Here is an 18,911-nt window from a genome sequence, read left to right on the forward strand (position 1 = left end):
ACCGTTCTTCTAAAAATTTTACACCTTTTCTATATTTGCACCTGAGTAATAATAGAAAAAGACAACTATATAGTTGTCTTTTTCTATTATTAATGATGTCCACCATGATTTCCTGCCTTCGGTTTCCCCATCATCTCTTTATTCATTTCCCATTTATGCTCTGCTAGCTCTTTATACGAAAGAACTTTCCCCTTATAGTTAGATACAAAGCTCTCTGCATCTTTTTTATTTTTAAATGAGATGACATTATAAGCCATCGGTGTCGTTATTGTTTTATCATATACGTAAGTAGCGTCTTCTAACGAAATCCAATCTTTCGAATCATAATCTCGGACAAATTTCTCTTTCGTCTTTTCATCTGAGTTGATCTCCATCCATTTATACATACAACCGATATCATCAAACTTTAACGCTTTTCCATTTTCTAAAATAATTTCTGTTGCAAATTGATTATCTGTTACCCCAATTTGGCAAATATCACATTTATCATGTTTCTCATCAATGGCAACAGCTGCTGTTTCCTTTTTCCCACACCCGACTACCGTAAATACGAAACATAAACATATAGCAAGTACGACATATTTTACTTTCATCAATATTCCTCCCTAGAAACCGTATACTCCACGAAAAGAATACCAAAAGGTTGTGTGAGATTTGTGAAAAAACAATGTGCTTTTTGTAATATAGGAAACAAAAAAAGATGTGTAGTTATTTCTACACATCTCTCATCACTCGCAACCTGTAATTAACAAATCATCTTCTAATTTAACTAATAATGTATCCGCACTAATTTCCTGTCCAACTTCTACATTTACCAATCTTATATTTCCACTAATCCCGACTGCAATTTTTTTAAGCTCACCGTCATTTTTTCGGATCATCAGTAATTTTTCCCATTCATATACGTAAGAAGATTCATTAATAAAAATCTCCTCTACTTTTCCTTCATAAGAGCTATAAATCTCTTCAATTCTCGTTTTCATATAACATCTACTCCCTATTTCACACTTCACTATTTTCATCTTATTCTACCATTCTTACGAGAAGCAGCTTACTTTTTAAAAATTCAAATTAACTACCGTGAACAAAATGAACAAAATAAAAATTATGCTTCTAATGATGTTATTTTTCAAATTATTTACCATTTGAATAGATGCTTTTATTATAAATAAAAAACCTTTTTCTGAATTTTTATTCTATTTTGAAAGCGCAATCATTCTTTTAAGGGGGAAATTACATGTTAGCACTACTTGGATTTGCGATGGTATTTGTCTTTATGTTTTTAATTATGACGAAACGTATGTCAGCGCTAGTAGCATTAATATTAATTCCGAGTGTTTTTGCATTAATTGGCGGATTCTATGCCAATATGGGGCCTATGATGTTAGAGGGGATTCAAAAATTAGCACCTACTGGTATTATGCTTATGTTCGCTATTTTATATTTTGGGATTATGATTGATAGCGGTTTATTCGATCCTGTCATTAGTAAGATTTTAAAATTTGTAAAAGGAGATCCTTTAAAAATCGTTGTCGGAACGGCTATATTGACTATTATCGTTTCTCTAGATGGTGATGGTACAACAACATACATGATTACAGTTTCCGCAATGTATCCACTATATAAGCGCCTTGGAATGAACCCCCTCATATTAGCTGGAGTTGTTATGTTAGGGGCAGGGGTAACAAATCTTACACCTTGGGGTGGACCGACAGCTCGTGTTATGAGCGCACTTGGACTTGAGGCTTCCGAATTATTTACACCTCTTATTCCAGGAATGATTGCTGGTGCAATTTGGGTTGTTTTCGTTGCCTACTATCTTGGAAAAAAAGAAAGAAAACGTTTAGGAATTATGGATGTACAGTATTTAAAACAAATGCAAACAATGGATGAGCAAGCTGCAACTGTCGAAGCAGCAGTGCATAAACGCCCTAAACTTCTATGGATTAACTTTTTATTAACCGCCACATTACTTGTCTGTCTCATACTAGAAGTTATGCCGTTACCTGTTTTATTTACAGTCGCTTTTGCTATCGCTGTTATGATTAACTATCCAAACTTAGAGCAACAGAAAGAACGTATTGCTTCTCATGCTGGGAATGTATTAGCAGTTGTTTCTCTCGTATTTGCTGCCGGTATTTTCACTGGTATTTTATCTGGAACAAAAATGGTAGATGCAATGGCTAACAGTGTAGTAACTCTTATACCAGATGCACTTGGACCACAATTGCCAATTATTACAGCACTTCTCAGTATGCCATTCACATTTTTCATGTCTAATGATGCATTTTACTTCGGGGTATTACCTATTTTGACGAAAGCTGCTGCTACTTACGGAATTAGTGCAGCTGAAATGGGGCGTGCTTCCTTACTTGGGCAACCCGTTCACTTATTAAGTCCTCTTGTCGCTTCCACTTATTTATTGGTCGGAATGGCAAAAGTTGATTTCGGTGAACATCAACGCTTCACTTTATTATGGGCCGTTGGAACGACAATGGTTATGTTAATTACCGGAATTGTAATTGGGATTATTCCAATATAAGATGCAAAAAAAAACAGTAGAAGGAATAAAATCCTCTACTGTTTTTTATTATGAAGAAACAAGAAAATAACGTCTCTCCGGTCTCCCAACACTTCCATATATTAGCTCTGCGTGGACTTTCTTCCCAGATATCAAATACTCTAAATAACGCCTTGCAGTTGATCGGCTTACGCCTACCATTGAACTTAGCACCTCTGCTGTAATCCCTTCTTCATTAACTGTTAACATATGCTTTTTTATTTTCGCTAAAGTTAAAGGATCTATCCCTTTCGGGGCATATTCTATTTGATCTCCCTTCACCCCTCTTTGAGACCATAAATATTCAATTTGCTCCGTAGATAATTGATTATTTTTCTTTAACTGTATAATCTTTTTTTGATAGCCTTCCAGACTTGCTTTAAATCGGTCAAACATTAGTGGCTTTACGATATAATCTGTTACTCCGCCCCGCAGGGCGTGCCTCACTACATCTGTTTCCGATGCCGCTGTAATCATAATAATATCTGTATCGTGCAAATGATGCCTAATATATGTGACAAGTTCCGTTCCTTGCATATCAGGTAAGTACACATCTAATAAAACAAGCTGTGGCTTCACAAGCTCTAGCCATTCTTTCGCTTGTTCTCCAGTCGTTGCCGTTCCAATTACTTTAAATCCCTCAATTTTTTCAGTAAAACGACGATGAATGTCAGCAATCCGAATATCATCTTCTACAATTAATACTTCAATCTCCTCACTCATTACTATTCGCCTCTCTCTTTCGGTAGTGCAATAATAAATAACGCACCACCTAAATCCCCTTTTTCAATTGCAATACTTCCATTTAAATCTTCTACTAACTCTTTCACTTTTGCTAATCCATATCCTCGCTCTCCTCCTTCTTTCGTCGAAAAGCCTTTATAGAATATGCTAGTAATTATTTCATCATGAATCCCTTGTCCTGAATCTTCCACTTCAATTAATATTTCTTCTCCAATATCAGTTACAAACATCCTTACTTTCTTATCATTCTCTTCATTTTTTTCAATTGCTTCAAATGCATTCATAATTAAATTTCCTAAAATAGAAACGACATAATTACTCTCAATATGTGGACTTAATTTGTCTAAACCACTTTCTCTATCTAGCATAAAATCAATCTTCAACTCTCGTGCTCTATTATAAAATCCAATTAAAATTCCACCTAGCCATGGATTTTGAATCCGCTTCATAATAAATTGAACAAAATCTTGATATACCGCTGTTTCCTTATGAATAAGCTCTAAAGCATCTTCATATGATTCTAATTGGATAAGACCTGAAAGCGTATACAATAAATTGTTATATTCGTGCGCTTGCGCTCGTAATGCCTCTGTATATTGCTTCGTCTGAGATAATTCTGCTGTTAACTGATCCATTTCAGATTTCAAACGTAAGCTCGATACAACGCCAGTTACTTTATTCTTTACTTTAATAGGTAGACGGTTCGCAATAACAGCCTGTCCTTTTATATTTAATTGGCGATCAAACTGTTCTTCACCAGTTTGAAGTACATCTAGTATCGTTGAATTAGGAATTACATTTAAAATAAATTCCCCAATAATATTTTGTTGTTTATCTAGCGAAAGAATATCATAAGCTGCTTGATTGACTAAACTAATCATGCCATTTTTATCGATTACAATAATCCCTTCACGTACAGATTGAATCACTGTACTATGCTCTTCATATAAAGATGAAATTTCTTCTGGTTCCATACCGAACATCATTCTTTTTATACTTGCCGCTAAATATATAGAGCCGATTACTCCAATTAATAGCCCTATTATTGTAATCCAAAATACACGCTTTCCATACACCTCTACCGCTCCATGAATATCATCCATTGAAAATCCAACAGACACCACACCAATGATTTCATTTTCCTGATTACGGATTGGAACTTTTCCGCGTAATGAAGGGCCTAATGATCCAGTTGCTTTCGAAACATATGATTTTCCTTCTAATAAAACGCCTTTGTTATCTCCACCAATCATCGCTTCTCCTATTTTATCTCGCTCAGGATGTGCATATCGAATCCCCTCTTTATTTCCAACTACAATGAAGTCAGCCTCTGTATCCATTCGAATTCTTTCTGCAATCGGCTGAATAATAGAAGCTGGGTTTTCTTTTTGAAAAGCTTCCTTTATTTCAGGTATAGCAGCAACTGTTTTCGCAACATGCAAAGCCCTTTTGCCAATTTGCTCTTCTACCGTTTCAGATAATATGTAATAAAATAAATAACTCGTTAGCATAAGTACAACTAAAATAAGTGTACTAATAGTTAATGTAATTCTCGGTTGGAGTTTTAATTTTTTTAATTTCAAAACCATTCCCCTAACATGATTAAAGATAGAATTTAAAGAATATACAGTCTCTTTAATTATACTTAATCATAACACGGTTACTCTATATTTCTTTCTTTTTCTCTTCATAAAAAAAGAAACGAAGTAAAATTACTACCTCGTTTCTTAACATTCGTTATTACACTTTAAACTTACTAATCATCTCTTGTAATTCTTCTGCCATTTGTGATAAATGGACTGCTGCTGCATTTATTTCATCTACTGAAGCTAATTGTTCCTCAGAGGAACCAGCAATATTTTGAACGCTTGCTGCATTTTCTTCAATTGTAGCTGCAATTTCATTAATAGATGCACTTACTTGTTTTGCATCTACCGTCATTTGTTTTGCTACATCTACCATGTTATCAATTTGTACAACTGTATCATCCGTAGATTTCAATATTTCAGCAAAGCTTTGCTTCGTTTCATTTGCAACTACAAGTCCTGATTGTACTTCTGCTCCAACTTGATTCATAGAGCTTACTGTTTCTTTTATATCAAATTGAATCTCTTTCACTAGTTTCCCAATTTCCGTAGAAGACTGTCCTGATTGTTCTGCTAGCTTTCGCACTTCATCTGCTACAATTGCAAATCCTCTTCCTTGCTCTCCAGCTCTCGCAGCCTCAATTGCCGCATTTAACGCTAATAAATTTGTCTGTTCTGCAATATGTTGAATCACTTCAAGGATTGCTCCAATTTGTTTCGACTTATCGTCTAACAAACCAATGATTTTGTCTGACTGTGAAACAGACTCATGAATTAATTGCATTTGATTCACAGTTTGTTCAACTAACTTCCCACCATTTTCAGCTTTTTTCTTCGTATACATAGAGGCTGTAGATACTAATGAAGAACTATCTGCAACACGCTGAATTCCTTCTGTAACTTCTTCTAACAATGTTGCTCCTTCTTCAACTTCTTTCGTTTGTATTTCTGCACCACTTGATACTTGCTCTATCGCCTGTGTAATTTGTTCCGTCGCTTCGCTTGTCTGCTTCATACTAGCTGTTAATTCTTCTGAAGATGCCGCTACATGACTTGCTGAAGTGTTTATATTGGAAATGACACTTTGTAACGATGCAGCCATCTCGTTAAAACTTTCTCCTAGCTGTCCAATTTCATCTTTAGAATGAACTGTAATTGATTCTGTTAAATCACCTTCACTAATCTTCTTCGATGATATGACAAGTTGTTTTAACGGTTTAATAATAGACGCAATTATGAAGTAAATTACAATCCCACCGATTATTAGTGAAATTCCAAGAACAGTTACTGTTTTATAGAAAATAGGTTCAGCCGCTTCGATAATTTCTTTGGAAGGCATAATTCCTGCTATTTTCCACCCAGTTTTCTTATTCGTTTTAAAAGTGATATTGCGATCTTCACCATCTAATGAATAATGAAAATCCCCAGCTTCCTGTTTATACAATTCTTTACTAAGTTTCTCTTCTAATTTCTCTCCTGGCTTCATTTTCGGGTGCGCTACTACATTTTTATCTTGATCAAATATCGCTACATATCCTTCCTTACCAATATTAACCATCTTGGAAGTAGTAACAATATTATTAATGATTAAGTCAATCCCAAGAACTCCACTTTTATCCTCGTTTTGCTTTGCTAGTGTAATAACAATATTCCCTGTCGTTTTTGACTTATATGGAGCAGTTACAATTACTTCTCCGCTTTTCTTCACGGCCTCTTTATACCAATCTCTTTCTGTAGGATTATATCCATCTGGCATCTGAATAGCTGGTGATTGAATGAACTGTCCATTACTAGATCCTGTATAGATTGCTTCCATTTCTGGATGCAGTTTATTGTATTCTTCTAGTTTATTTTGTATGTTTTGAATTTGATCTGCTTGGTAACTTGATTGTGTGAATAATTTCGTAAAATAAGTTGCATCTACTTTTTTACTATCCAATTCTTTATTAATTACATTATCCAAAATTTTTATATTATCTTTCGCCGAGTTTAAAATCGTTTCATTAAAATTCGTCTTCGCCTGTTGATAAGACGTCCAACCAATTACAATACTTGGAAGAACTAAAATAATAATAAATGATACAAGTAACTTTGTTTTTAAACTACTACTCCTTAGTTTCCCTTGAAACATACTTCTACCCCTCCATACCGTTTTAAATGTAATTAATTAACATTTAATCTTTCTATAAAAATAATACGATTTAAATGTATCGATGAGACTCTCTATCTTTTTCTACATCATAAAGAATTGATACATATCTTTTTCATTCTATATAAATTAAATAATTAAAACAATGTATAAAAATGTATATTATTCGAAATATTATAATTCACAGAAGAACCTCTAGTATTTCACTTACTAGAGGTTCTTTCCACCTTATTATTCTTTATCTTTTTCTACTTCTTTTTTCTCATCTTCTACTACAGATACAACAGGTTTATCACTTGATAATTGTTGCACTGCTCCTTTTCCTGCAAATCCTTCTAATAGCTCTTTTAAGTCAATTCCAGAAGAAGCCTTTAACGTTTCTTGCATCGTTGCCATTAAATCAGTCGCATAGCCCGCAACTTTTCCGGCCCCGCTATTTTTACCACCGCCGCCTGTATCGACAACTGTGATTTTATCAATATTACTAAGCGGACTTGCAACTTCCTTCGCATAACTTGGAAGCATTTTAAGAACCATATCCATAATTGCCGCTTGACCATATAATTCAAATGCTTCAGCAATTTTTTGTTTCGCTTCTGCTTCTGCTAAACCTTTTAATCTAATAACATCTGCTTCTGCTGTACCTTGCGCTTTTTGTACTTCCGCTTTCGCTTGACCTTGCGCTTTTTCAATTTCCGCCTTCGCTAAACCTTCCACACGTACTTCTTCCGCACGAGCTCTCGCTTCAGCTTCAATCTTATATTGATCCGCATCTGCCTTTTTAATTTGTTTTACTTTTTCTGCTTCTGCTGATTGCTCAACAGCATAGCGATCTGCATCTGCTTTTTTCTTAACTTCTGCATCGTATTGCTTTTCACGACGCGCAATCTCTTTTTCTTCTAACTCGATTTGCTTTTCACGCTCAATGATTTTAACGCGCATTTGCTCTTCTGTAACACCTTGTTGTGCTTTCGCTTGTTGTAATTCGTAAGAAAGATCCGCATCTGCACGTGCTTGCTCTTGTTCTCTCTTATAGGACTGTACTTTTAATTCTTTATGTTTTTCAGCTTCAGCGATTTGTGCATCACGTTGATATTCTGCTTCTTTTGCCTCTTTTTCAGCACGTGCTTTTTCAATACGTGCTTCTTTTTCACGCTCTGCATTTGCAATTGTTGCATCACGCTTAACTGTCGCAATTTGCGGCTGACCAAGTGCATCTAAGTATCCGTTTTTATCCATTATTTCTTTAATTGTGAAAGAAACAATGCGAAGTCCCATCTTCTTTAAATCTGTAGAAGCCACTTCATGTACCTTTTGAGCAAATTGCTCTCTATTACTATACGCATCCTCTACTGTCATAGAAGATAAGATTGCACGTAAGTGACCTTCTAAAACCTCTTTTGCTTCTACTTTTAACTCTTCTGTTTCTTTTCCTAAATATTGCTCAGCTGCAGTAGATACTTCTTCAATTGTAGAACCTACTTTAATAATAGAAACACCATTTACTGTAACTGGAACACCTTGCTTCGTATAAGTATCACGTGTACCAACTTCTAATTTGTAGTTTAATAGGCTTAAAGGCTCTGCTCTTTGCATAATTGGAACTACGAAAGTACCGCCCCCGCGGATAATCTTAATCTTCTTTCCATCATCAGTGGTAACAACATTCTTTCCTCCACCAAGCCAGTTCCCTGTAACAATTAACGCTTCATCTGGACCAACCGTACGATACTTCGTAATGAACACTAAAATGAGTAGAATTAAAATTGCCAGTAAAACTCCACCGATAATTAATGGAATCGTCATGTAAATTCCCCCTTATAATTTTGGTTTTTTTAAAGAATAAGCGATGTTTTGTACAAGTAAAACACCATCTTGGACTCCCTCGATAATAACCTCTGTTCCTTGCGAAATATCTTTTTTTCCAACAGTTTTAGCTGGGATTGCATTACTTCCAAATTGGGATAAAATTAATACTTCACCAAATCCTTCTGTAGGAATTGTCGTAATGACTTCTCCTTTGCAACCGATAAATTCATCCATACGTTGTACGGTATTTTGTTCTGCTTCTGCAATCGGTTTTAAAATTAGTATTTTCATGATGAAAACACCGATAAAAGATATAGCAAATGCAGCCCCGAAAATAGTAATACTATTAAAGGAAAATAAGTACTCTCCTATATAACTAAGCCCACATAACATGGCGAAGAAACTAAGTAATAAAGTAACAACGGATACAGATCCGCCCCCAAAACTAAATATCGATTCAAATATATCTCCAAAGAAGATATAAATAACAGTGAGTATAGTAGCAATAATAAATCCATATAAATAAATTGTTTCAAGTGGATAACCAAACAAGACCATTTCTTATCCCCCTTTCTTAAACAATCCCTTTTTTGTTATGTGTATGCCCCACCTCTTTCAAAGATTATAGTTCTTAATTTTCAGTTATTTACCCTTTAAAGAAAAGCCTGTAAAACAGGCCCCTAAAAAAGAACAGGAGAAACCTATTGTGACAGGCTCCTCCTAGAAAATAACCGATATATTATATATCTATATAATATACTATTTTCCACAAAAAGTAAAGTTAAACATACATTGGAAAAGCACTTATTTTCCCCCGATTGGTGTGGGGTAATAATCATTGGAGGATGAATGATTAAAGTTTCACTTTACTGATAATGAGTACGTTCCATCGCCATTATCATATTTATATACATACAAGTAATACTTGCCTGGTTTTGCATTAAATTTCGCTTCTATATGATTCCCATTGGCTTGACCGTAAGCTGCATAATTTTGCATATCTGATTCATGGTGAAGTACCCATGTCATCCCAATTCCATACTCATTTAAAACAGAAATGTCGATATCTTTCGCTGATGCTACATTAAATGTATAAACATCAGTGTGGTCCCCGCCAATAAGATTACCTTTTATCGTACTATTTAGCCCGATACGATTTGCTTCCTCTGGACGATTATTTGGTTCTGATTCTGTTAAACTTCCATCTTTAATCGTAACAGTTGTTTCGCTTCTACTCTCTTTGCCTTTATCATCTTTTACTCTTAACGATACTTTATAAGAACCTTCTCTTTCATATACATGTACTGGATTCACTTCTACACTTGTGCTTCCATCTCCAAATTCCCATAAATAAGAAACAATTTTTCCATCTTCATCGTTTGAGCCATCACTTTTAAATTGAATTCCCTCTTTTACAAGACCGCTATAAGGGCCATTTATATTAACCGTTGGAGCTTTATTTTCTCCATCATCTTTTGCGATTCCATGGAAGACTACATCATATTCAAATTCATTTGAGCTATTCACACGATAATTGACGAAGTATGCTGTAACAGTTTTGTAGCCACTCCATTCTTTTTGCGCCAATTGTTCTAAAGATTCATTTACTCTTTTACTCATTGCTTTCCAATCTTCTGATTCACCTTTTGTGACACTACCTGTATACGTACCTTCTAATGTAAATGTATTAAAGAATTGAGAATTATGTTTTGTCATTTTTGTATCTTTCATAGGCAACGTATCACTAATTTCTTTTTTCACTTCAGTTAACGATTTCGGTGCATGTTCAGCTAAATAATCATCTGCTACTTCCGGTACATTATATTTATCTTGATTATCAATTAACTGCTGCATATACTCTTGATACTCTTTATTTAACTTAGGATCTTTACTTAGATTTTCACGATATGCATCATAATTTTTCACGTCATTCGCACGAATCAAATCTTGAATTTTATCAAATGTTTCAAACTGATGCGTATATAAGTAAGACTGCAATGCGAACGAGTAATTATAGAAATCCCAAGAACCGTATTTAGCAAATAGTGTACGCTCTGCTGTATAACGGCTTGCAGGATCAGATGATAATCCGCTAATTATACTCTTTCTTGGTACAACGTTATTCGTACGAGTAGATCCTGCGAAAAACTCTGCATTTCCTTCTTGGAACCAAGTTAGCCTTTCATTTTGATACATATCTCCTCTTCCAAATAAACCAGGAACTTCATATCTCCCTTGCAGATAATGAGTAAATTCATGACGGAATAACTCTTCTAAACTATAAATACTTTGCTCTGGTGTACGCTCATATGTAAAGAATGTACCTGTCTCTTCAATATAAATTCCACCGTTGTTTGTTTCATATCCATACAATTGTCTATTTAACTGATATTCATCTGGACTATTATAAATTACGATCGTTAATACATCATCCGCATTTCCTGGCTCTAACGCTTTGTCATTTCCAATTACACGGTGATACTGTGCCTTTACTTCCTTCGCAGCCCAATATAGTCTCTTAATTTTTTCTTCTGATACTTTATCTCCTGTTTTGAACACAATTGATCCATCGTCGAATGTATACGTTTTTGGTAGGTATTGCTCTTTTCCTTCTTTACGTATTTTCTCTAAATCTACTGTATTCCCGCTATAATCTTTACCATTATAATTTGTTGTAATTTGTTCTACCGCAACAAAATACGGTTCACTTAAGCGCGGGTACATATGCATTGCTTGTGTAACAACCTCTAATCCTTTATTTGGATTGCTATGAAACTTCCCTAAACGGCTAGCAAAATAAATGCCATTATTAACGAGCCATTTATTTTCTGGCGTTACTTCATTTAGAAGAGCAATACGATTTATTTCATTAATAAACCCATCTACTTTTCCATACCACATCGTTTCATTCGCTTCTTTACGAGCCTCAGTTAAGTACGACTGCATATCATAGTCAATACCTTGCATAATATCGTATATTGCTTGTCCCTTCATTCGATCATTTACATAAGTAGTATAATTATCATTGTATTGCTTTAAAATATTCGATGCATATTGAACCGTTTCAACATCGCTTGAAGCATTACTAATTAATTTACCGTACGCAGATACGACTGTATCTTGTTCAACTGTACCAAGCTTAAAGTTTGGATTTTTTGCGATTGCTTTTAAAGCAGGTAAACATTTATCCTGGAAGCTTCTTTCATTTAAGTCGCTTAATTCACTATTATAAAATGCAAGATAAAAAGCTGAACGCAGCACTTCAGTAAACGTTTGAATTCCTTTTGAATCATCTTTCGTAAATGTACTACCTCTATGAGCTAATTCATCTATAATGACTTGCATTTTTCCTTTATCTTTATAAAAAGCCTTTGCATCTTCATTAAACTGGAATAAGTCTGTAATTTGGTGCCATTTAATACTGCCTAACGTTTCAACTAATTCTTGGTCATTCATTTTGTTTAAATCAGCCATTGAATAGCTTTCTTTAACCTGCTTTACTGCAGTTTTCTTCGTAATAGATGCTGGTCGCTGTGAAAAATCTCCTACTTTTAAACGTTCTTGAAATGATAAAGTTTCATCAACTTTTGAAATATGTCCAACTTCATCTACCGACTTTTCAATTCCAACCGGTTTCGTTTTTAACACGTTATACGGTACTTTTTCTTCCGCTGCTGCATGAGTTTGAAGTGCGCCTAACGATAAAGCCATTGTACTAATGCTAAGCATCACTTTATTGATCTTTGATTTCTTGTTCATATCCTTGCCCCCTATTTTAATATTCCATTCAAGAATTTAACATAAAATCTGGATGTAACAATATAAAATGCAATATTTCATATTATTTCTTCCTATAATTTGTACATATCGTGAACGCATTGCTCTTTACCTCCCTAAAACAAATTGCATCCTTTCACATTATAAAAAGGGAATTTTTTGACAATTAAAAACTTAATTGTTATGATTATTATAATTGTTAACTTTATTAAATAAGGGTGGGATTCTATGATAAAAAAAGAAAACAGTGTATTTTATATCTCCTTCTTGCTAACAACATTATTCATTATATGGGGAATTACCCCAGCAAGTTGGATACAAGGCTACGATTTACAAAGTGTTACATCTTCTTTAAACTCATTTATCCTCAATAAATTTGGATGGTTTTACTCTCTACTTATGACTACAATGATTATTTTGGCTGCTTATTTAGCATTTTCCAAGTACGGTTCTATTCGTCTTGGTAAAGATGGAGAAAAGCCAAAATATAATTATCCATCTTGGCTATCCATGTTGTTTGGGGCAGGAATGGGAATTGGACTCCTCTTTTATGGAATCGCTGAACCGATTTCACATTTTACAGATCCATTAACAGGAAAAGCGGGGACAGAGGAAAGTGCCAAACTCGCTATGCAATATTCATTTTTCCACTGGGGTCTCTTTCCATGGTCACTATACGCAATGGTCGCTTTAACAATTGCATATTTCACATTCCGCAAACAAAAAGGTAGCACTATCGGGGCTACAGTTACTCCATTATTTAATCGATCGAAAAATTCTCGTATCGGAAAAACAGTCGATATTTTAGCTGTTTTAGCCACAGTATTTGGCATTGTACCATCTGTTGGGATTGGTGCTCAACAAATTGCTGGAGGATTAAGCTATTTATTCCCTTCTATTCATAACACTTTACTTACTCAGCTCGTACTTATAGCTATCTTCGCTGTTTTATATTTAACAAGTGCACAAACTGGCTTAGATCGTGGGATTAAATATTTGAGTAACTTGAATTTCTCTCTTGCAGGTATTTTACTCATCTCTTTCTTACTTTTAGGACCAACTGTATTTATTATGAAATATTTCACATCTACACTCGGTTCTTATATCGGCGCTTTACCTAGTATGGGATTAAATTTAGGAGCATTTAGTGAAGAATCTTCTTCTTGGATTGAAAACTGGACTATTTTCTATTGGGGATGGTGGATCTCTTGGTCTCCATTCGTCGGCACATTTATCGCACGTATTTCTAAAGGACGCACAATAAAAGAATTTATTTTTGGAGTTGTATTAGTCCCAACTCTTATCTGTACATTTTGGTTTGCAGTATTTGGTGGTACCGCAATTCATATGGAAATGTTCCAATCGCTTGGAATAGCTGATGAAATTGCAAAAAATGGTACAGAGATTGGATTATTTGCTGTTATTTCACATCTACCATTCTCTACATTTTTAACGATTATCGGGTTAATTTTAGTAGCCACATTTTTCGTTACTTCTGCCGATTCAGCAACATTTGTTGTTTCAATGCAAACGAGTAACGGAAGCTTATCACCGAAAAATAGTTTAAAACTTATATGGGGATTAACAATCGCGATAATTGCCGCTATTTTATTACAAGCTGGAGGATTAAATGCACTACAAATCGCAGCTATAATTGCTGCGCTACCATTTTCTATTGTAGTCGTTCTTATGGTCACTTCTCTTTTTAAAGAGCTAAAAAAAGAAGATGTTAATTCGCAAACGAAAGAAATCCCGAAAAAAATAAAAAAGGTTATGTAACGATTAGCACCTCTTTTAAATAAAGTATTCGGCCAATAAATTAATCCTGAATTCCTTATTAATAAAGGCGGGAAAGTAAATTAAATAAACCCCATTCGTATGAAATATAATTTTCATACGAATGGGGTTTTATTCTATCTCTTATACAAAAGACACCATCATATGCATGTTTCTAATAAAACCGCCATGATAATGCCTTCTCAAAAAAGCAAAAATTAATTATATATAATAATAAGATTAAACGTTATTTATTTCTTAAATAATCTCTTTCTAAATACGAACATACTTAGTGCGGAAAGAACAAGTGTTATGCCAGAAAGTAAAGTCAATGTGCTAGCTTCACCGCCTGTTGATGGTAAAAATCCCCTAGCTCCCTCTGGCTTATTAGTATGTTGTTTATTTAAAGTGTCTGCTTTTCTTCCCTCGTTTTCAACAACTTGATTATTCCCTTTTGGCTCTTGATCCAATCCTGTTGCTGATTCTCTTACTTCTTTCTTTGGTTCTTTCGCTTCTTCAACTTCTTTTACCGGCTCTTTTACTTCTTCTTTTATACCTTCAACTTCTTTTACCGGCTCTTTCACTTCTTCTTTTATACCTTCAACTTCTTTTACCGGCTCTTTCACTTCTTCTTTTATACCTTCAACTTCTTTTACCGGTTCTTTCACTTCTTCTTTTGTTTCTTCAACTTCTTTTATCGGTTCTTTCACTTCTTCTTTTGTTTCTTCAACTTCTTTTACCGGTTCCTTCACTTCTTCTTTTATTTCTTCAACTTCTTTTATCGGTTCTTTCACTTCTTCTTTTGTACTTTCAACTTCTTTTACCGGTTCTTTCACTTCTTCTTTTGTTTCTTCAACTTCTTCTTTTTCCACTATATTCTGTATAACTGTTCCGTTAAACCTGATGCTAATTTCATCAGAATCTAAATCAAATTTATACACCTTTTCACCTAGGGTATTCCATTTTATTACTCCGTTATTAAACGTCCCTCCCTCACTTGCCAATTGAATATTTTCAATACTTTCTCCTTCTAAATCATATACAGGAACTTGAATTTCTTCGTTTATTTTTGCATCATTTAAAATGATATTTTGTCTTCCAACATCAATTGTAAACCACTGACCTAATTGTATTAACGGCCTTACATCACGAATCTCATTCCCAGCTAGATTTAAGCTAAATAAGTTTAGCATGGAACCAATAACCGTTACATCTTTAATATGATTGTCCGCAAGATTTAACCACTGTAAATTTTCCAATGAAGATAGTGGTGTTATATCTTCAATTTGATTATGAGATACATTCACATTATTCAATTGTTTCAAGTTTGAGATGAACTCAATATTTTTCAGGCCTACTCCTTCTAAAGTGAGGTTTTCTAAGTTCGTCATGTACTCTAAACCTGTTATATTTTTTATCTCATTTCCTTTTTCTTTAAGTATCTCTAGTTTTTTAATCTGTAATAAATCTTCTTTTGTGATAGGAGCGTTTACATTCTCTCTACCTAAATTCTCTTTATTAATATATTGTTGGAAAGTTTTATCGAGAATTACATTTTCCTTTTGTTCATTATTCTCTTTTATTGTTTCCTTGATTTCGTCTAATCTTTCAACAACATTTTGAATTACTGTTCCATTAAACTTAATACGATTCTCTTCTGGATTTATATCCAACATAAATTCATATGTTTTTTCACCGGTAGTCCCCCATTTAACAGAACCATTATTAACGACCCCATCTTCACTCTTCAATTGAATAGTATCAAGTGCCTCTCCTTGTAAATTATAAATAGGTATTTTAACTTCCTTATCTTTTTCTACATCATCTAAAAAAATTTTTTGTCTTTGAATATCGATATACATTCTTCTTCCTAATTCTTGAACTGGTCTAACATCACGAATTTCATTTGAACCTAGTTTTAAATCATATAAACCTGTTAATTGACTAAGTGGCGTTATATCTGAAATATAGTTTTCTTCTAGATTTAATTTCTGTAACCCTGACAATTTTGATAATGGCGTAAGATCTACTAATTCATTTTTGGAAAGCCCTAATTCAATTAATTTATTCATCCCATTAATATGTTCAACATTACTCAATCCATTATTGCTTATTTCAAATGTCTTTAAATTCTTTAATTGGTGAACTCCTTCAAGACCTGCATTACTAATTTGATTATTTGCTACAGTCAAAGTCCTTAAAGACTTCACTGTAAATAATGGTTTAATATCTTTTATATAATTACTATTTAAATCTAGCATTTTAATCTTCTTCATTTGGCTTAATGGGCCTAAATCTGAGATTTTATTGTTTCTCAAAGTTAAAAACTCAATATGCTCTAACTTAGCCAAAGGCCCAATATCTTCAAGTTCACCATAGGTTATACTTAATGATTTCAATTGTCTCAAGTCCGAGATAAATTTTATATTTTTTAACTTAACTTCTTCCAACGTTAAGTTTTCTAAGTTCGTCATATATTCTAGACCACTTACGTCTTTTATTCCTTTACTTTTAGCTTCAACGACTATTAAGGATTTAACTTTTAATAAATCTTCCTTAGTTATTGGAGTATATAGATTCTCTCTATTCAAGTTATATTTATTAATATGCCTTTGTAATTGCTTATCTACTATTACATTCGCATCTTGTTGATCCACTTTATCCTCTTTATTTTCCTTTTGTGCTTCTGGAACATCCTTATCTAAATTCAATGTATTTACTTCAAACTGTACTTGGTACTTATTGTCATAGGCCATTGTTGAAATATAAATATGCATTCGCATATTATACCTTTTTCCTAATTCCCCTACTTCAAACTGAATCACTTTCGTTCCATTTTTCTTTTTGTCTTCTGATATTACTTTCACATCATGAAACACACCTGGAGTGTGAATATCCTCTGTCTTCAAGTATTGAAAGAAATCACTATCACTTAACGTTGCTGTTACAATTTTCTTTCCATTCTCAATTGTTAATTTCGGATCCTTTATATAAACAGCTGCCATAGACTCTTCATTCGTTTTATCTTTATACGCTTTAATAACAGCGTCATATGTACCATCTTCTAAACCTTGTCCAGTTTTATTCGCCTCAATTGCTACTGCCGCTAAAGCAGGTGTTGAATACACAGCAAACGGAAGTGATAACGCCGCCGCTATAATCATTGCATTTATACGTTTTCTTTTATTTTGTTTCAACTTTACATCTCCTCCGAAATATATAATTCGAAATGTAATCATTTCTTGAATAAATGATAATGATTTTCATTATCATTGTCAACTGAAAAAATAAAAAGTTTACAAAAAAAGAACCTCTTTAAAAGAGGTTATGCCATTTTCTCACCTGATTCTTCTCTAAAAAAGCTTTTCATCGCATGAAATACGTCTGCTTTTTGCTTTAAAATATAATATCTGAAATTATCATCTTTAATATTTTTATAGGCTGACATAAGTGTACTATGGCGGTTGTACTGGTTCACTTCCCCATACCCAAACATATTACACTTCTTCATTAGCTCTTCAACAAGCTTTACACATCTAGCATTATCTGATGTTAAATTATCACCATCTGAAAAATGGAATGGATAAATATTATAGCGGTCTGGTGAATATTTATTATCGATAAGTTCTAATGCTTTTTTATATACGGAGGAACATATTGTTCCGCCACTTTCTCCTTTTGAGAAAAATTCTTCTTCTGTAACGACTTTCGCTTCTGTATGATGAGCAATAAATTCAATATCAACTGTTTCATACTTTGTGCGTAAAAATCTTGTCATCCAGAAAAAGAAGCTACGTGCCATATATTTCTCCCATATTCCCATCGATCCACTCGTATCCATCATCGCTAATACAACAGCTTTTGAATCTGGCTTTAATACTTCATTCCAAGTGCGGAACTTTAAGTCTTCTTGATGAATTGGATGAAAAGATGCTTTACCACCCATCGCATTTCGTTTATATGCGGATATCATTGTTCGTTTCTTATCGATATTTCCCCATAATCCTGTTTTTCTAATGTCATTAAATTCAACATGTTCAATCCGGTTTTCATCCATTTCTTTTCTCTTTAAATTAGGCAGTTCTAACTCTCTGAAAAACGCTTGCTCTAATTCTAAAATAGAGACTTCAGCTTCATAGTAATCTTCCCCAGCTGCATCTCCTGCTCCTTGCCCTTTTCCTGGCCCTTTTTGTTTTTGACCACCTGATCCATCTCTCGCAACGACATCACCAACTTTGCTGTCACCGTTTCCTTGCCCAACATGTTTATTTTTATCATAATTGTATCTAATCTTATATTCATCTAGAGAACGAATTGGTATTTTTACAACATCCTTGCCATTAGACATAACTATACTTTCTTCTGTTACAAGATCGGGTAAATTATTCTTAATTGCCTCTTGTACTTTTTCTTGATGGCGCTGTTGGTCGTCATATCCTTTGCGATGGAGGGACCAGTTTTCCTGTGAAATCGTATAATTTGGTTGATTTTCTTCGCCCATTCCTTTCCC

Annotated in this window: 12 protein-coding genes and 1 pseudogene; 2 read left to right on the forward strand and 11 right to left on the reverse strand. The window is 34.0% G+C overall.

Annotated elements, in window-relative coordinates; translation table 11 throughout:
• Positions 1-89: 89 nt before the first annotated feature.
• Both ACTFRU_RS25775 and ACTFRU_RS25780 read right to left on the reverse strand, forming a co-directional pair.
• Positions 90-593: a nitrous oxide reductase accessory protein NosL gene (locus tag ACTFRU_RS25775; RefSeq protein ID WP_000865665.1), complete on the reverse strand. Its 504-nt coding sequence runs from the start codon at positions 591-593 to the stop codon at positions 90-92.
• 135 nt (positions 594-728) lie between these two features.
• Positions 729-983 (reverse strand): hypothetical protein, encoded by a 255-nt coding sequence (locus ACTFRU_RS25780; RefSeq protein ID WP_000857376.1) that lies wholly within the window; start codon positions 981-983, stop codon positions 729-731.
• A gap of 254 nt (positions 984-1,237) precedes the next feature.
• Between ACTFRU_RS25780 and ACTFRU_RS25785 the strand changes: the two genes are divergently transcribed.
• Positions 1,238-2,542 (forward strand): CitMHS family transporter, encoded by a 1,305-nt coding sequence (locus ACTFRU_RS25785; RefSeq protein WP_000880474.1) that lies wholly within the window; start codon positions 1,238-1,240, stop codon positions 2,540-2,542.
• 48 nt (positions 2,543-2,590) lie between these two features.
• Here the strand turns inward: ACTFRU_RS25785 and ACTFRU_RS25790 are convergent, their stop codons facing one another.
• From ACTFRU_RS25790 to colA, 7 genes and pseudogenes are all read right to left on the reverse strand, one after another.
• The gene (locus tag ACTFRU_RS25790; protein WP_001287988.1) at positions 2,591-3,283 is read right to left on the reverse strand and encodes a response regulator; all 693 of its coding nucleotides are present in this window, start codon (positions 3,281-3,283) and stop codon (positions 2,591-2,593) included.
• 2 nt (positions 3,284-3,285) lie between these two features.
• Positions 3,286-4,893, reverse strand: coding sequence for an ATP-binding protein (locus tag ACTFRU_RS25795; protein WP_076876415.1), 1,608 nt, complete (start codon positions 4,891-4,893; stop codon positions 3,286-3,288).
• 151 nt (positions 4,894-5,044) lie between these two features.
• Positions 5,045-5,992, reverse strand: coding sequence for a methyl-accepting chemotaxis protein (locus ACTFRU_RS25800; RefSeq protein ID WP_370512796.1), 948 nt, complete (start codon positions 5,990-5,992; stop codon positions 5,045-5,047).
• A pseudogene (locus tag ACTFRU_RS25805) lies at positions 5,987-7,021 on the reverse strand (HAMP domain-containing protein); the annotation flags it as partial. The pseudogene ACTFRU_RS25805 and the gene ACTFRU_RS25800, both read right to left, overlap by 6 nt.
• Positions 7,022-7,270: 249 nt before the next feature.
• Positions 7,271-8,845 (reverse strand): flotillin family protein, encoded by a 1,575-nt coding sequence (locus ACTFRU_RS25810; RefSeq protein WP_000155019.1) that lies wholly within the window; start codon positions 8,843-8,845, stop codon positions 7,271-7,273.
• A gap of 12 nt (positions 8,846-8,857) precedes the next feature.
• On the reverse strand, positions 8,858-9,406 hold the full coding sequence (locus ACTFRU_RS25815) for an NfeD family protein (RefSeq protein ID WP_000242445.1): 549 nt from the start codon (positions 9,404-9,406) through the stop codon (positions 8,858-8,860).
• Between the two features lie 303 nt (positions 9,407-9,709).
• Entirely contained in the window at positions 9,710-12,607 is a 2,898-nt protein-coding gene (gene colA, locus ACTFRU_RS25820; RefSeq protein ID WP_061113507.1) for a collagenase ColA, read from the reverse strand.
• A gap of 246 nt (positions 12,608-12,853) precedes the next feature.
• Between colA and opuD the strand changes: the two genes are divergently transcribed.
• Positions 12,854-14,404 carry a glycine betaine transporter OpuD gene (gene opuD, locus ACTFRU_RS25825; RefSeq protein ID WP_290102119.1) on the forward strand — a complete coding sequence of 517 codons (1,551 nt, stop codon included), beginning with the start codon at positions 12,854-12,856 and terminating at the stop codon, positions 14,402-14,404.
• A gap of 248 nt (positions 14,405-14,652) precedes the next feature.
• On the opposite strand, the gene ACTFRU_RS25830 is transcribed toward opuD, so the two are convergent.
• Entirely contained in the window at positions 14,653-17,598 is a 2,946-nt protein-coding gene (locus ACTFRU_RS25830) for a leucine-rich repeat domain-containing protein (RefSeq protein ID WP_440037957.1), read from the reverse strand.
• Between the two features lie 128 nt (positions 17,599-17,726).
• Positions 17,727-18,902, reverse strand: a complete 1,176-nt coding sequence (gene yhbH / locus ACTFRU_RS25835; RefSeq protein ID WP_006925084.1) for a sporulation protein YhbH — start codon at positions 18,900-18,902, stop codon at positions 17,727-17,729.
• Positions 18,903-18,911: the final 9 nt, after the last annotated feature.

The organism is Bacillus cereus group sp. MYBK220-1 (assembly GCF_051916445.1).
In the GTDB taxonomy this organism is placed as follows: domain Bacteria; phylum Bacillota; class Bacilli; order Bacillales; family Bacillaceae_G; genus Bacillus_A; species Bacillus_A cereus.

Bases quoted from the DNA above. Each gene is read 5' to 3' on its own strand.
- ACTFRU_RS25790 (WP_001287988.1), bottom strand. From the start codon at position 3,283: ATGAGTGAGGAGATTGAAGTATTAATTGTAGAAGATGATATTCGGATT.
- ACTFRU_RS25780 (WP_000857376.1), bottom strand. From the start codon at position 983: ATGAAAACGAGAATTGAAGAGATTTATAGCTCTTATGAAGGAAAAGTA.
- ACTFRU_RS25795 (WP_076876415.1), bottom strand. From the start codon at position 4,893: ATGGTTTTGAAATTAAAAAAATTAAAACTCCAACCGAGAATTACATTA.
- yhbH (WP_006925084.1), bottom strand. From the start codon at position 18,902: ATGGGCGAAGAAAATCAACCAAATTATACGATTTCACAGGAAAACTGG.
- colA (WP_061113507.1), bottom strand. From the start codon at position 12,607: ATGAACAAGAAATCAAAGATCAATAAAGTGATGCTTAGCATTAGTACA.
- ACTFRU_RS25815 (WP_000242445.1), bottom strand. From the start codon at position 9,406: ATGGTCTTGTTTGGTTATCCACTTGAAACAATTTATTTATATGGATTT.
- ACTFRU_RS25785 (WP_000880474.1), top strand. From the start codon at position 1,238: ATGTTAGCACTACTTGGATTTGCGATGGTATTTGTCTTTATGTTTTTA.
- ACTFRU_RS25775 (WP_000865665.1), bottom strand. From the start codon at position 593: ATGAAAGTAAAATATGTCGTACTTGCTATATGTTTATGTTTCGTATTT.
- ACTFRU_RS25810 (WP_000155019.1), bottom strand. From the start codon at position 8,845: ATGACGATTCCATTAATTATCGGTGGAGTTTTACTGGCAATTTTAATT.
- ACTFRU_RS25800 (WP_370512796.1), bottom strand. From the start codon at position 5,992: ATGGCTGCATCGTTACAAAGTGTCATTTCCAATATAAACACTTCAGCA.
- opuD (WP_290102119.1), top strand. From the start codon at position 12,854: ATGATAAAAAAAGAAAACAGTGTATTTTATATCTCCTTCTTGCTAACA.